The organism is Streptomyces sp. NBC_01551 (assembly GCF_026339935.1).
In the GTDB taxonomy this organism is placed as follows: Bacteria; Actinomycetota; Actinomycetes; order Streptomycetales; family Streptomycetaceae; genus Streptomyces.
Genome location: NZ_JAPEPX010000001.1, coordinates 1,038,069 through 1,050,905 on the forward strand (window position 1 = coordinate 1,038,069; position 12,837 = coordinate 1,050,905).

Annotated in this window: 12 protein-coding genes; 1 reads left to right on the forward strand and 11 read right to left on the reverse strand. The window is 68.8% G+C overall.

Translation table 11 applies throughout. The features are described 5' to 3' along the window. Positions 1-25: 25 nt before the first annotated feature. The 5 genes from OG982_RS04545 to OG982_RS04565 form a co-directional block, all read right to left on the reverse strand. A complete protein-coding gene (locus OG982_RS04545; protein WP_266792224.1) occupies positions 26-982 on the reverse strand; it encodes a YafY family protein in 957 nt (318 codons plus the stop codon). Positions 983-1,126: 144 nt separating this feature from the next. Continuing rightward, the gene (locus OG982_RS04550) at positions 1,127-1,519 is read right to left on the reverse strand and encodes an FKBP-type peptidyl-prolyl cis-trans isomerase (protein WP_266789495.1); all 393 of its coding nucleotides are present in this window, start codon (positions 1,517-1,519) and stop codon (positions 1,127-1,129) included. 33 nt (positions 1,520-1,552) lie between these two features. Then, positions 1,553-2,557 carry an FKBP-type peptidyl-prolyl cis-trans isomerase gene (locus tag OG982_RS04555; protein ID WP_266789494.1) on the reverse strand — a complete coding sequence of 335 codons (1,005 nt, stop codon included), beginning with the start codon at positions 2,555-2,557 and terminating at the stop codon, positions 1,553-1,555. A 131-nt stretch (positions 2,558-2,688) separates the two neighbouring features. Continuing rightward, positions 2,689-4,050 carry a Pup--protein ligase gene (gene pafA / locus OG982_RS04560; RefSeq protein ID WP_266947962.1) on the reverse strand — a complete coding sequence of 454 codons (1,362 nt, stop codon included), beginning with the start codon at positions 4,048-4,050 and terminating at the stop codon, positions 2,689-2,691. A 165-nt stretch (positions 4,051-4,215) separates the two neighbouring features. Then, positions 4,216-5,463 carry an MFS transporter gene (locus OG982_RS04565; protein ID WP_266789490.1) on the reverse strand — a complete coding sequence of 416 codons (1,248 nt, stop codon included), beginning with the start codon at positions 5,461-5,463 and terminating at the stop codon, positions 4,216-4,218. Between the two features lie 135 nt (positions 5,464-5,598). On the opposite strand from OG982_RS04565, the gene OG982_RS04570 reads away from it, so the two are divergent. After that, positions 5,599-6,594, forward strand: a complete 996-nt coding sequence (locus OG982_RS04570) for a LacI family DNA-binding transcriptional regulator (RefSeq protein WP_266789488.1) — start codon at positions 5,599-5,601, stop codon at positions 6,592-6,594. 65 nt (positions 6,595-6,659) lie between these two features. Here the strand turns inward: OG982_RS04570 and prcA are convergent, their stop codons facing one another. The 6 genes from prcA to arc form a co-directional block, all read right to left on the reverse strand. Further along, positions 6,660-7,421 (reverse strand): proteasome subunit alpha, encoded by a 762-nt coding sequence (prcA, locus tag OG982_RS04575; protein WP_266789486.1) that lies wholly within the window; start codon positions 7,419-7,421, stop codon positions 6,660-6,662. A 46-nt stretch (positions 7,422-7,467) separates the two neighbouring features. Next, a complete protein-coding gene (prcB, locus tag OG982_RS04580; protein WP_266789484.1) occupies positions 7,468-8,307 on the reverse strand; it encodes a proteasome subunit beta in 840 nt (279 codons plus the stop codon). Continuing rightward, positions 8,259-8,534: an endonuclease VII domain-containing protein gene (locus OG982_RS04585; RefSeq protein WP_266947964.1), complete on the reverse strand. Its 276-nt coding sequence runs from the start codon at positions 8,532-8,534 to the stop codon at positions 8,259-8,261. Before OG982_RS04585 ends, prcB begins: the two co-directional genes overlap by 49 nt. A gap of 153 nt (positions 8,535-8,687) precedes the next feature. Continuing rightward, complete coding sequence (locus OG982_RS04590; protein ID WP_175439096.1) at positions 8,688-8,900, reverse strand: ubiquitin-like protein Pup; 213 nt, start codon at positions 8,898-8,900, stop codon at positions 8,688-8,690. Positions 8,901-9,093: 193 nt separating this feature from the next. Next, positions 9,094-10,605 carry a depupylase/deamidase Dop gene (gene dop, locus OG982_RS04595; RefSeq protein WP_266789482.1) on the reverse strand — a complete coding sequence of 504 codons (1,512 nt, stop codon included), beginning with the start codon at positions 10,603-10,605 and terminating at the stop codon, positions 9,094-9,096. 251 nt (positions 10,606-10,856) lie between these two features. Continuing rightward, positions 10,857-12,623 (reverse strand): proteasome ATPase, encoded by a 1,767-nt coding sequence (gene arc, locus OG982_RS04600; protein WP_266789481.1) that lies wholly within the window; start codon positions 12,621-12,623, stop codon positions 10,857-10,859. Positions 12,624-12,837: the final 214 nt, after the last annotated feature.

Genomic DNA, 12,837 nt, shown 5'->3' on the forward strand with positions numbered 1-12,837 from the left:
TAACGGATCTTGCGCGGTCGGCGGGTCAGCCCTTGGCGACGGCGCGCAACCGGTCCACCACGTCCGCCCGGAGATCGGCGGGCTCCAGGACCACCACGTCCGGCCCGAACTCCACCAGCCAGGCGTCCAGCCCGTGCCCGTACGGGATCTCCAGCTCGTCCCAGCCGTCCCCGTCCTCGCGGACGGCGGTGGCCTTGGCCCGCAGCGGGTACCCCGCCCCGGCGCGCAGCCGGATCCGCGCGGAACGGTCCGCGCTCTCCCCGGCCCAGCTCGCCACGGTCTCCCGCACGGTCACCACGTCCGGGACCTCGGCGGTGTACTTCGCCGCCCGCGAGCGGACCTTCCCGGTGATCCGGGAGAGCCGGAACACCCGCTCCGCCCCGCGGTCGCGGTCGAACCCGGCCAGGTACCAGTGGCCGCGCCAGCACTCCAGCGCCCACGGCTCGACCTGCCGCGTCTCGGGCCGCGCCGCCGTGGACTTGCGGTAGTCGAACACCACCGGCCGCCGGTCCCGGCATGCCAGCATCAGCGGCTCGAAGGCCGCCTCGTGGACCGGGATGCGCGGCTCGATGGCGCTGTGCCGGCTCTCGTACGGGTCCTCGGCCTCCGGCATCCCGCCCGCGCGCAGCTTCTGCAGGGCCCCGCTGGCCGCGCCCGCCAGGCGGGCCTGCTGCCACACCTTGGCCGCCAGCCCCAGGGCGGCGGCCTCCTCGGCATCCAGCGAAACGGGCGGCAGCCGGTTGCTGTCCCGGCGGGCCAGATAGCCCGTTTCGCCGTCCAGGTTCTCCACCGTCTCGATGACCAGGCCGAGTTCACGCAGATCGTCCTTGTCCCGCTCGAACATGCGGTTGAAGGACTCGTCGTTGCCGGCCTCAAGGTAGGCCTCGATGGAGCCGCGCAACTCCCGCTTGCTGAGCGGCCGGCGGGTCCCCAGCAGACACAGCGCCAGATTCATCAGCCGCTCGGCCTTGGCAATCGCCATCGACGCCCATCCGCCCTTCTCGACGCACACCCTGTTGGACACACTCGTGACCGTTGACCGTACCGCCCCGGCCGTCCGGGACAAAAGCGAGGGCCCCTGCCTCACGGCAGGGGCCCCACGGCTGTCACAGCCGGACGATCAGGCTCAGGCGGCCATCAGGTCACAGACGAAGATCAGCGTCTCGCCCGGGGCGATCGCGTTGCCCGCGCCGCGGTCGCCGTAGGCGAGGTGCGCGGGGATCGTCAGCTTGCGGCGGCCGCCGACCTTCATGCCCTGGACGCCCTTGTCCCAGCCGGCGATGACCTGGCCGACACCGAGCTGGAACTGCAGCGCGGAGCCGCGGTTCCAGGACGCGTCGAACTCCTCGCCGGTGGAGAAGGCCACGCCCACGTAGTGGACGGAGACCTTGGAACCGGCCTTGGCCTCGGCGCCGTCGCCCAGCCAGATGTCCTCGATCACGAGGTCGGTGGGAACCGGACCCTCGGGGAAGTCGATCTCGGGCTTCTCGAGCTTGTCGCTCACGGAACTGCTCCTCATATGTACGAACCGGTCAAGTGGAACGGAACAGTCTTACACTGCTCCGACGATGTCGACGACGAACACCAGGGTGGAGTTGGCCGGCAGGTCCTCACCCTTGGCCTGGTCCTTGTACGCCTGCTCCGGCGGGATCACCAGCAGCACACGGCTGCCGACCTTCTTGCCCACCAGGCCCTTGTCCCAGCCCTCGATGACCTGACCCTCACCGATCTTCGTCGAGAAGGGGGCACCGGTCTTCCACGACGTGTCGAACAGCTTCGCCGCGTCCTTGCCCTGGTTCGGCGCCCACGCGGCACCGCTGTACTGCATGTACACGGTCTGGCCGTTCTTGATCTCCGGGCCCTTGCCCTCGATCAGGACCTTGTCGACCAGCTCCTTCGGAGGGTCGTTCTTCGGGACCGTGATCGTCGCGGCCTCGTCCTTGTCGGCCTTGACCTGCGGCAGCTCCGACGGGATCGGCGCCTGCGTGCCCTCGACCTTCTTCGGCATCACCGAGTCCAGGTCCAGCACGAAGATCAGGTTGTCCTTCGGGCCGACACCCAGCTGCGGCTGGCCCTGCGGACCGAAGGCGGCCTCCGGCGGCGCCACGACCAGCACCCGGCTGCCGACCTTCTTGCCCAGCACCGACTCGCTGAACATCGGGACGATCGTCTGCGAACCGGCCGGGACGACGAGCGGCGTGCCGTCCTTGTCGTAGGACCCGGCCAGCTCCTTGCCGTCCTTCCAGATCTTGCCCGTGTACTTCGTGACGACGAGATCGTCCTTCTTGATCTCGGGGCCCGTGCCCTCCTTGAGCGTGTTCACCACGAACTTGCCGCTCGGCTCGCCCTTGGGGGCGGTGATCTCCGCCTTCTGGCCGACCTCACCCTTCACCGTCGGCATCGGGTCCGCGGACGCCACCGCCTTCGGCACGTCCGGCTGGGAAGGGCTGGCCGACGGGGACGCGTCCTTCTTCTTCCCGGAGTCGTCGCCCCCTCCGCAGGCCGCGGTGAGCATCAGAGCCGGCACGATGAGCGCGGCAGCAAGTCGGCGTCGCACAGTGGTCCTCAGGGTTGCTGGAATGGTCCGTCGTAGCGGCCCACTCTACGGCCAACCCCCTCCGCGACAAGGCGGTGGCGTGCGAAGAGCCCCGTACACCACCGTGCACGGGGCCCTCCGGCCGGCGACCCCTACATGCCGGCGATGAGCTTCTCCACCCGGTCGTCCACCGACCGGAACGGGTCCTTGCACAGCACCGTGCGCTGCGCCTGGTCATTGAGCTTCAGGTGCACCCAGTCCACCGTGAAGTCCCGGCGCTGCTCCTGCGCCCGGCGGATGAAGTCACCGCGCAGACGTGCCCGAGTCGTCTGCGGGGGCACCGACTTGCCCTCGAAGATCTTCAGGTCGTTGCAGATCCGCGCCGCCTGCCCCTTGCGCTCCAGCAGGTAGTACAGACCGCGCCGACGGTGGATGTCGTGGTAGGCGAGGTCTATCTGGGCGACCCTCGGGTTCGACATCGTCATGCCGCGCTTGGCCCGGTACCGCTCGATCAGCTGGTACTTCATGACCCAGTCGATCTCCGTGCCGATCCGGTCCAGGTCCTCCGACTCGATCGAGTCCAGCGTGCGGCCCCACAGCTCCAGCACCTGGTCCACGACACCCGTACGGATGCCCCGGCGCTCGGCGAAGTCCACGGCCTTGTCGTAGTACTCCCGCTGGATCTCCAGCGCCGACGCCTCCCTGCCACTGGCCAGGCGCACCTTGCGCTGCCCCGTGATGTCGTGGCTGACCTCGCGGATCGCCCGGATCGGGTTCTCCAGGGTCAGGTCCCGCATCACCGTGCCCGCCTCGATCATGCGCAGCACCAGGTCGGTGGCGCCGACCTTGAGCAGCATCGTCGTCTCCGACATGTTCGAGTCGCCGACGATCACGTGCAGACGCCGGTAACGCTCCGCGTCCGCGTGCGGCTCGTCCCGGGTGTTGATGATCGGCCGGGACCGGGTCGTCGCCGAGCTGACGCCCTCCCAGATGTGCTCCGCCCGCTGGCTCACGCAGTAGACCGCGCCCCGAGGGGTCTGCAGCACCTTGCCCGCGCCACAGATCAGCTGGCGCGTCACGAGGAACGGAATCAGGATGTCCGCCAGGCGGGAGAATTCTCCGTGCCGCGCCACGAGGTAGTTCTCGTGGCAGCCGTACGAATTACCCGCAGAGTCGGTGTTGTTCTTGAAGAGGTAGACGTCGCCCGCGATTCCCTCCTCGTGCAGGCGGCGTTCGGCGTCGACGAGCAGGCCCTCGAGAATGCGCTCGCCGGCCTTGTCGTGAGTGACCAGTTCGGTCAGGTTGTCGCATTCCGGCGTTGCATATTCCGGATGCGAACCCACGTCGAGGTAGAGGCGGGCGCCGTTCCGCAGGAAGACATTGCTGCTGCGGCCCCATGACACAACACGGCGGAAGAGGTAGCGCGCCACTTCGTCAGGAGACAGTCGGCGCTGTCCCCTGAACGTGCACGTGACGCCGTACTCGTTCTCCAGCCCGAAAATGCGGCGGTCCATGACTGAACATTACGCCTTCTGCCCTCTTCTGAAACCGGGTTCGCCAGCGCGGTTCGATCAGTTTCCCCGCAAACCCCCGACCAAGCGCCGGGAAGCCGCCGGAACACACAGACACGACACCTGTGCATACCCGGACGGCCCCCCTTCGAAAACCCCGGCCGGCCCTCAGCCCCGACCCGCGGCGGCATCCGCCGGCGCCCCGGCCGCGCCCGAGCCCGCCACCTCGCGCCCACGACCGCCCGTCGCCAGCACCCGCTGAGTGGCCATCAGCACCAGCAACGCCGCGGCCCCGCCGACACTCGCCACCCCGAAGCCCGCCGCCGTACCGCCCAGTTCCACCGCGGGACCCGCCGCGGCCGTACCGATGGCCGCACCCACCCCGAAGAACGTCACCAGCCACGAGAACGCCTCCGTCACCGTGCCCACCGGAGCATGCCGGTCCACCACGATGAACGCACAGGCGATCGCCGGAGCCAGGAACACCCCCGCCAGCGCCGCCAGCCCCGTCATCGCCACCGGCCCCGGAACCAGCATCAGCGGCAGGTAACACACCGCCAGCAACGCCACCAGCAGCCGCAGCCGCCGCTCCGGCGCACCCGCCCACTGCCGGGCCCCGTACGCCACACCGCCGACCAGCGCGCCCAGACCCAGCGCCGCCATCAGCCAGCCGTACACCGCCTGACCACCGTGATCGTCCGCGTACGCCACCCCGGCCACCGTGATCGAACCCAGCGCCGACCCCACGAAGAAGAACGCCGCCAGCAGCGCCAGCAGCCCGCGCGAGCGCAGCGCCCCCAGCCAGTGCGCCTCACGCGGCTCCGAGCGCCACGCCCGCGAAGGCTCCGACACCACCACCGACAGCGCGCCCAGCACCCCGATCGCGTTCAGCGCCAGCAGCGCCCCCGCCGGGGACCACACCGCCACGAACAGCGTCACCAGCAGCGGGCCCACCGTGAACATGACCTCCTGCGCCACCGCGTCCATCGCGTACGCCTGGTGCACCCGCTCCTCACGGCCGCCCAGCACACCCGGCCACAGCGCCCGCAGCCCGCCCTCCAGCGGCGGCGTGAACAGCCCCGCGACCACCACGGCCGCGTACGCCACCGCCACCGAACCGGTACCCGACAGCGCCAGCCACACCATGCCCAGCGCCGAGACCAGCGCCGCCGGCAACTGCACCCGCGGCTGCCCGTACAGGTCCACCGCCCGCCCCAGCAGCGGCTGACCGACCGCGTTGGCCACCCCGTAGGCGGCGGCCAGCGCCCCCGCCAGGCTGTAGCTGCCGCCCTCGGCCCGCGTGAACAGCACGATCGCGATCGGCGCGGTGCCGTTCGGCAACCGGCCGACCAGCGTGCCCACCAGCAGCCTCGCGGCGTGCCGGGTCCTGAGCAGCTCCGCGTAACCCGCGGCCATGACCGCCCCCTTCTGCCCGGATCAAGCCGGGGTAATACGTATAACGTGACTCGTCATACGTACCATGGCCGCAGCACCACGGTCCACCCCGCAGGCCCCGCCCACACCCACGACCTCGCACTTCAGGAGCCCCCTGTGACGAGACCCACCAGCCGCGACGTCGCCACCGCCGCCGGGGTCTCCCAGGCCACCGTCTCCCTCGTCCTCGGCGACAAATGGCGCGGCCGCGTCTCCGAACGCACCGCCGGCCTCGTCCGCGACGCCGCCACCACCCTCGGCTACCGCCCCAACCTCGCCGCCCGCAACCTCCGCCTCGGCAGCACCCGCACCGCCCTCCTCGTCGTCCCCGCCCTCACCAACGAATTCTTCGCCCGCGTCTACACCGGCGCCGCCCGCATCGCCGCCGAACACGGCTTCGGCGTCGTCCTCTACCCCTCCCCCGACGGCACCGGCCCCGCCCGCAACCCCTTCGCCTCCGCCCAGGCCGCCCTCGACGGAGTCATCGCCTCCTCCATGGCCGCCCACGCCCTCGACGCCATCGGCGGCGACACCCTCCCCCTCGTCATGCTCGACAGCGACCCCACCGCCGGCCCCGCCGCCGCCCACGTCAACCTCGCCATGGCCGACGGCATGCGCCAGGTCGCCGAACACCTCCTCGGCCTCGGCCACCGCCGCATCCTCCACCTCGCCTCCGCCGTGGACTCCTGGACCTTCGACGTCCGCGCCGAAGCCCTCGCCTCCCTCCTCGGCCCCCACACCGAGCTGCGCACCGTACGGGCCCCCCTCACCGTCCACGGCGCCCGTACGGCCACCGAGGCCGCCCTCGCGGCCCCCCACGGCCGACCCACCGCCATCGTCTGCGACGACGACATCCTCGCCGCCGGCGCCTGCAAAGCCGCCCGCCGCCTCGGCCTGCGCGTCCCCGACGACCTCTCCGTCACCGGCTTCGACGACCTCGCCCTCGCCACCGCCGTCGAACCCGAGCTCACCACCGTCCACCTCCCCGCCGAACGCGTCGGCGAACACGGCATGACCGCCCTGCTCGCCGTACTCGACGGCACCCCCTGGACGGCCCCCGACCTCCCCGTCCACCTCGTCGTCCGCGACTCCACCGGCCCCGCACCCGCCTGACCGCCCCGGAACGCGAAAATGCCCCGACCCGCCCAACAGGGCGGACCGGGGCACTCACGCGCTTGCTACTCGGAATCCTCGGGCTCTTCGTCGTTCGACACGGCATCGGCCTGAGCCGCCGCCGGAACATCCGCCTCCAGCAGCCGCGACAACTGCCGGCCCCGGATCCGCTTGAACTTCCGCTGCTGCGCCCGCGTCCGGTCCAGCACCGCGACCTCCAGCCGCTCCGCCGGAATCGTCTTGTCAGCACCGTTCGCCTGACTCGACAGCGCCTGCACCGCCAGCTTCAACGCCTCGGACAGGGTCATCCCGTCCCGGTGACGCTGGTCCAGGAACGTACTGATCTGCTCCGCGTTCCCGCCCACCGCGACCGAGCCGTGCTCGTCCACGATCGAACCGTCATGCGGCAGGCGGTAGATCTGGTCACCCGCGGCCGTCGCACCGACCTCCGCGACGACCAGCTCCACCTCGTACGGCTTCTCACCGGCACTCGAAAAGATCGTGCCCAGCGTCTGCGCGTACACGTTGGCCAGCCCACGGGCCGTCACATCGTCACGGTCGTAGGTGTACCCGCGCAGATCCGCGTAGCGCACACCGCCGATCCGCAGGTTCTCGTACTCGTTGTACTTGCCGGCGGCCGCGAAGCCGATCCGGTCGTAGATCTCGCTGAACTTGTGCAGCGCGCGGGACGGGTTCTCGCCGACGAACACGATGCCGTCGGCGTACTGCAGCACGACAAGGCTGCGACCGCGGGCGATGCCCTTGCGGGCGTATTCCGCCCGGTCGGCCATGGCCTGCTGGGGTGACACATAGAACGGAGTCGACACCGGCTGTCCGTCCCTTTCTTCTGGGCTCCTACGGGGCGACGGATGGTCAGAGCAGGGCGGCGCGCGGGCCGTCGGGCTGCTCCAGGCGACGGTTGGTGACCGTACGGGCGAGCTCCTGCGACTCCTCGTCGCTGAGCCTGCGGAATCCCTCGTCCGTGATGACGGTGACGATCGGGTAGATGTGGCGGTAGAGGTCCGGGCCACCGGTCGCCGAGTCGTCGTCGGCCGCGTCGTACAGCGCCTGCACGACCAGCGTGGTGGCCTGCTCCTCCGTCAGGTCGGGGCGGTACAGCTTCTTCATGGAGCCGCGCGCGAAGATCGAGCCGGAACCGGTGGCGGCGAAGCCGTGCTCCTCGGAGCGGCCGCCGGTCACGTCGTAGGAGAAGATCCGGCCCTTCTCCTTGCCCTCGTCCCAGCCGGCGAACAGCGGCACGACGGCCAGCCCCTGCATCGCCATCCCGAGATTGCTCCGGATCATGGTGGACAGCCGGTTCGCCTTGCCCTCCAGGCTCAGCGTCGCCCCTTCCACCTTCTCGAAGTGCTCCAGCTCCAGCTGGAACAGCTTCACCATCTCCACGGCCAGGCCGGCCGTACCGGCGATCCCCACCGCGGAGTACTCGTCCGCCGGGAACACCTTCTCGATGTCCCGCTGCGCGATCATGTTGCCCATGGTCGCCCGCCGGTCACCGGCGAGCACGACCCCGCCGGGGAAGGTGGTGGCGACGATGGTCGTCCCGTGCGGCGCCTCGACGACACCCTCCGGCAGCTTGCGGTTGCCGGGCAGCATCTCGGGCGAGTGCGCCCCGAGGAAGTCCATGAAGGACGAGGACCCCGGCGTCAGGAAGGCTGCCGGTAGACGCCCTGTGCCACGATTGTTGGCTTCCACGCGTTTCCCTCCAGGTATGAGATGGCCCGCTGGATGGTGCCGGGATCCTCTCCCAACAGTCCGATAGCCGTATTGCAGTTGAAGCACGGTACGCCACGGACCCTACCCGCCTCGTGGCAATGATCCACATGGACCGCCGGGGCCGTTTCGCGGATGCAGCAGGTGCCGTTGTGGAACGCGATCATTTCGTCGCGCACGGCCTCGGTGATGCCGTAAGCGCGCTTCAAGTGCCCGACCCGCCGTTCGACGGCGGTGGAGTCCGTCCAGGTTGGCCCGCCTGGAGGCGAACGCCCGGTCCGGCTTCTCCTCACCACACCGGGCGCACCGCTTCATCTGCCCCACCCCGACGCCGCCACCTTCAAATCGAAGGCAAACAGGCCCTACTGGCCACCCTTTTGAACGAAGGAGCGCACGAAGTCCTCGGCATTCTCCTCGAGCACATCATCGATTTCGTCGAGTACGGAGTCGACGTCGTCGGAGAGCTTTTCCTGTCGTTCCTTGAGGTCGGAGCTCGCCTCGGCGGTCGTCTCCTCGACCTCCTCGGTCGAGCGCGTCGCCTTCTGCTGTCCGCCGCCGGTGTCCTTGGTCGCCATGTCTACCTCACCCCGCTCGGTTCGCACGCTCATGTCGAGAGATCCCGGGTTCGGGATCTCCCAAGATCAGACCCTACGCCGGACCCTACAAGGAGGGTCCGGCATTCGTCCCCGTACTTTCACAACGTCCGGGTGTCTTCATGATTCCCGGACCGGGGGCTTTTCAGCCCCCGCCCGGGGACCCGGAATGGGCTCAGTTTCCGGACAGGACCCGGACCAGGTCCTCCGCCGTGCGGCAGCGGTCCAGGAGCTCCTTCACGTGGTTGCGGGTGCCGCGCAGCGGCTCCAGCGTCGGGACCCGCTGCAGCGAGTCACGGCCCGGCAGATCGAAGATCACCGAGTCCCACGACGCCGCCGCCACGTCATCCGCGTACTGCTCCAGGCACCGGCCCCGGAAGTACGCCCGGGTGTCCTCCGGAGGCTTGCTCACGGCCCGCTCGACCGCCGGCTCCTCCACCAGCCGCTTCATCTTGCCGCGGGCCACCAAGCGGTTGTACAGCCCCTTCTCGGGCCGTACGTCCGCGTACTGGAGGTCCACCAGGTGCAGCCGCGCCGCGTCCCAGCCCAGCCCGTCGCGCCTGCGGTAGCCCTCCAGGATCTCCCGCTTCGCGATCCAGTCCAGCTCCCCCGACAGGCTCATCGGGTCGCTCTCCAGCCGCCCCAGCACGTCCTCCCACCGAGCGAGGACGTCCTTGGTCTGGTCGTCCGCGTCGGCCCCGAAGCGCTCGTCCACGTACTTCCTGGCCAGCTCGAAGTACTCCATCTGGAGTTGTACGGCGGTCAGCGTGCGGCCGCTGCGCAGGGTGATCAGGTGGTGTAGGTCGGGGTCGTGGGAGACCTGGTGGAGGGTGCGTACCGGCTGGTCGACGGCCAGGTCGACGTTGATGAACCCGTCTTCGATCATGGACAGGACCAGCGCGGTCGTACCCAGCTTCAGGTACGTGGAGATCTCGGAGAGGTTGGCGTCGCCGATGATCACGTGGAGCCGGCGGTACTTCTCGGCGTCCGAGTGGGGTTCGTCGCGGGTGTTGATGATGGGGCGCTTGAGGGTGGTCTCCAGGCCGACCTCGACCTCGAAGTAGTCCGCGCGCTGGCTGATCTGGAAGCCGTGTTCGCGGCCGTCCTGGCCGATGCCGATGCGGCCTGCGCCGGTGACGACCTGGCGCGAGACGAAGAAGGGCGTGAGGTGGCGCACGATGTCCGAGAAGGGGGTTTCCCGCTTCATCAGGTAGTTCTCGTGCGTGCCGTAGGAGGCGCCCTTGTTGTCGGTGTTGTTCTTGTAGAGGTGGATCGGCTGGGCGCCGGGCAGCTGGGCGGCGCGCACGGCGGCCTCGGCCATGATCCGCTCGCCGGCCTTGTCCCAGAGCACGGCGTCGAGCGGGTTGGTGATCTCCGGGGAGCTGTATTCGGGGTGCGCGTGGTCGACGTAGAGCCGTGCGCCGTTGGTGAGGATGACGTTGGCGAGGCCGATGTCCTCGTCGGTGAGCTGGCTGTTGTCGGCGGCCTCGCGGGCGAGGTCGAAGCCGCGGGCGTCCCGCAGCGGATTCTCCTCCTCGAAGTCCCAGCGGGCGCGTCGCGCCCGGTGCATCGCCGCCGCGTAGGCGTTGACGATCTGGGACGAGGTGAGCATGGCATTGGCGTTCGGGTGCCCGGGGACGGAGATCCCGTACTCCGTCTCGATCCCCATTACTCGCCGTACGGTCATGCGGCCCTCCTTGCCCGGCGGCGCTCCCGTTCGGGAGCGGCGCTCAAGTACCGCTGGTGCTCCGGTGCGTGTGCTTGTGCGGTGCCCGTCCCCGCACTGCGCTACCGGCGGTACGGAAGAGCCTAGAACCACTCCGCGCTGGTGGGGAGATCATTTCAGTCATTGACCTGTCCCGTCTCCGGCTGAAATGCGGTCGGTAAAGCAGTCGGCTGCGGGTGCCCTGTGAGGGCATCCGCAGCCGCCCCGCTTTGTCAGAGGTACTGACCGGTGTTTGCCACCGTGTCGATGGAGCGTCCGGTGTCCGCGCCTTGCTTTCCGGTGACCAGGGTGCGGATGAATACGATCCGCTCGCCCTTCTTTCCGGAGATTCGGGCCCAGTCGTCGGGGTTGGTGGTGTTGGGCAGGTCCTCGTTCTCCTTGAACTCGTCCACGCAGGCCTGGAGGAGGTGGGAGACGCGGAGGCCCTTCTGGTTGTGCTCGAGGAAGGCCTTGATGGCCATCTTCTTCGCACGGTCCACGATGTTCTGGATCATGGCGCCGGAGTTGAAGTCCTTGAAGTAGAGGACTTCCTTGTCGCCGTTGGCGTACGTGACCTCGAGGAAGCGGTTCTCCTCGGTTTCGGCGTACATCTGCTCGACGACCGTCTGGATCATGCTGTGGACGGTGCCGGCGGTGGAGCCCTGGTGCTCGGACAGGTCGTCCGAGTGGAGGGGCAGCGAGGCCTTGAGGTACTTCGCGAAGATGTCCTTCGCGGCCTCGGCGTCCGGGCGCTCGATCTTGATCTTCACGTCGAGCCGGCCGGGGCGCAGGATGGCCGGGTCGATCATGTCCTCGCGGTTGGAGGCGCCGATGACGATGACGTTCTCCAGACCTTCCACGCCGTCGATCTCGGCGAGCAGCTGGGGGACGATGGTGTTCTCCACGTCCGAGCTGACTCCGGATCCGCGGGTGCGGAAGAGGGATTCCATCTCGTCGAAGAAGACGATGACGGGGGTGCCCTCGCTCGCCTTCTCCCGGGCACGCTGGAAGACGAGGCGGATGTGCCGCTCGGTCTCGCCGACGTACTTGTTGAGGAGTTCGGGGCCCTTGATGTTCAGGAAGTAGGACTTCCCGGCGGGCTGGCCGGTGACCTCGGCGACCTTCTTGGCAAGGGAGTTGGCGACGGCCTTGGCGATGAGCGTCTTGCCGCAGCCGGGCGGGCCGTAGAGCAGGATGCCCTTGGGCGGGCGCAGTTCGTGTTCCTTGAAGAGGTCCGGGTAGAGGTACGGGAGCTCGACCGCGTCGCGGATCAGCTCGATCTGGTCGCCCAGACCGCCGATCTTGTCGTAGTCGATGTCGGGGACCTCTTCGAGGACGAGTTCTTCGACCTCGCTCTTGGGGACCACTTCGTAGACGTAGCCGGAGCGGGGTTCGAGCAGGAGGGCGTCGCCGGGGCGGATGGTGATGTCCAGGAGCGGCTCGGCGAGCCTCACCACCCGTTCCTCGTCGGTGTGCCCGACCACCAGGGCGCGCTCGCCGTCCTCGAGGATCTCCTTGAGGGTGACGATGTCCCCGGCGCGCTCGAACTCCATGGCCTCGACCACGTTGAGCGCCTCGTTGAGCATGACCTCCTGGCCGCGCCGGAGGTCTTCCGGGTCGACGCTGGGGCTCACGTTCACGCGGAGCTTTCGGCCTCCGGTGAAGATGTCGACGGTGCCGTCCTCGTTCGCCTGAAGGAAGACACCGAAACCGGCCGGCGGCTGCGCGAGCCGGTCGACTTCTTCCTTGAGAGCCACGATCTGGTCGCGGGCCTCACGGAGGGTATTCGCCAGTCGTTCGTTCTGTGCGGAGACGCCGGCCAGATTTGTCTGGAGCTCGACGATCCGCTCTTCGAGAATCCTCGTGTGTCGCGGAGAGTCGGCGAGCTTACGTCGCAGGACGGCGATTTCCTGCTCGAGATAGGCAACCTGACCGGCGGGGTCCTCAGACCCTCGCCCGGGCCGGATGCCGCGGTTGATGTCGTCGTCGTGGGCTGCCACGGTCCTCACCTCCTCCAAGGGGAGCTGGACGCTTCCTGACCCTACCTGGGCTGGTGGTGATTGAAACCCCTAGATCACAAAGACGGTAGAGGTGTGTCCGATCTTCACCCTTGCGTACTCCCTCACGCCAAGGAAATACCCACCCATCAACATCGGAAAGCAGCCGGTTGTAAGGTCGAACTGTTCAACACCCGTCAGGGCTCGTGCGACTTGC

What these genes read in the sequence shown, in the direction of transcription:
- OG982_RS04545 (WP_266792224.1), bottom strand. Translation starts at nt 982, where the DNA reads ATGGCGATTGCCAAGGCCGAGCGGCTGATGAATCTGGCGCTGTGTCTG.
- dop (WP_266789482.1), bottom strand. Translation starts at nt 10,605, where the DNA reads ATGACCGTACGGCGAGTAATGGGGATCGAGACGGAGTACGGGATCTCC.
- OG982_RS04590 (WP_175439096.1), bottom strand. Translation starts at nt 8,900, where the DNA reads ATGGCGACCAAGGACACCGGCGGCGGACAGCAGAAGGCGACGCGCTCG.
- OG982_RS04550 (WP_266789495.1), bottom strand. Translation starts at nt 1,519, where the DNA reads ATGAGGAGCAGTTCCGTGAGCGACAAGCTCGAGAAGCCCGAGATCGAC.
- pafA (WP_266947962.1), bottom strand. Translation starts at nt 4,050, where the DNA reads ATGGACCGCCGCATTTTCGGGCTGGAGAACGAGTACGGCGTCACGTGC.
- OG982_RS04565 (WP_266789490.1), bottom strand. Translation starts at nt 5,463, where the DNA reads ATGGCCGCGGGTTACGCGGAGCTGCTCAGGACCCGGCACGCCGCGAGG.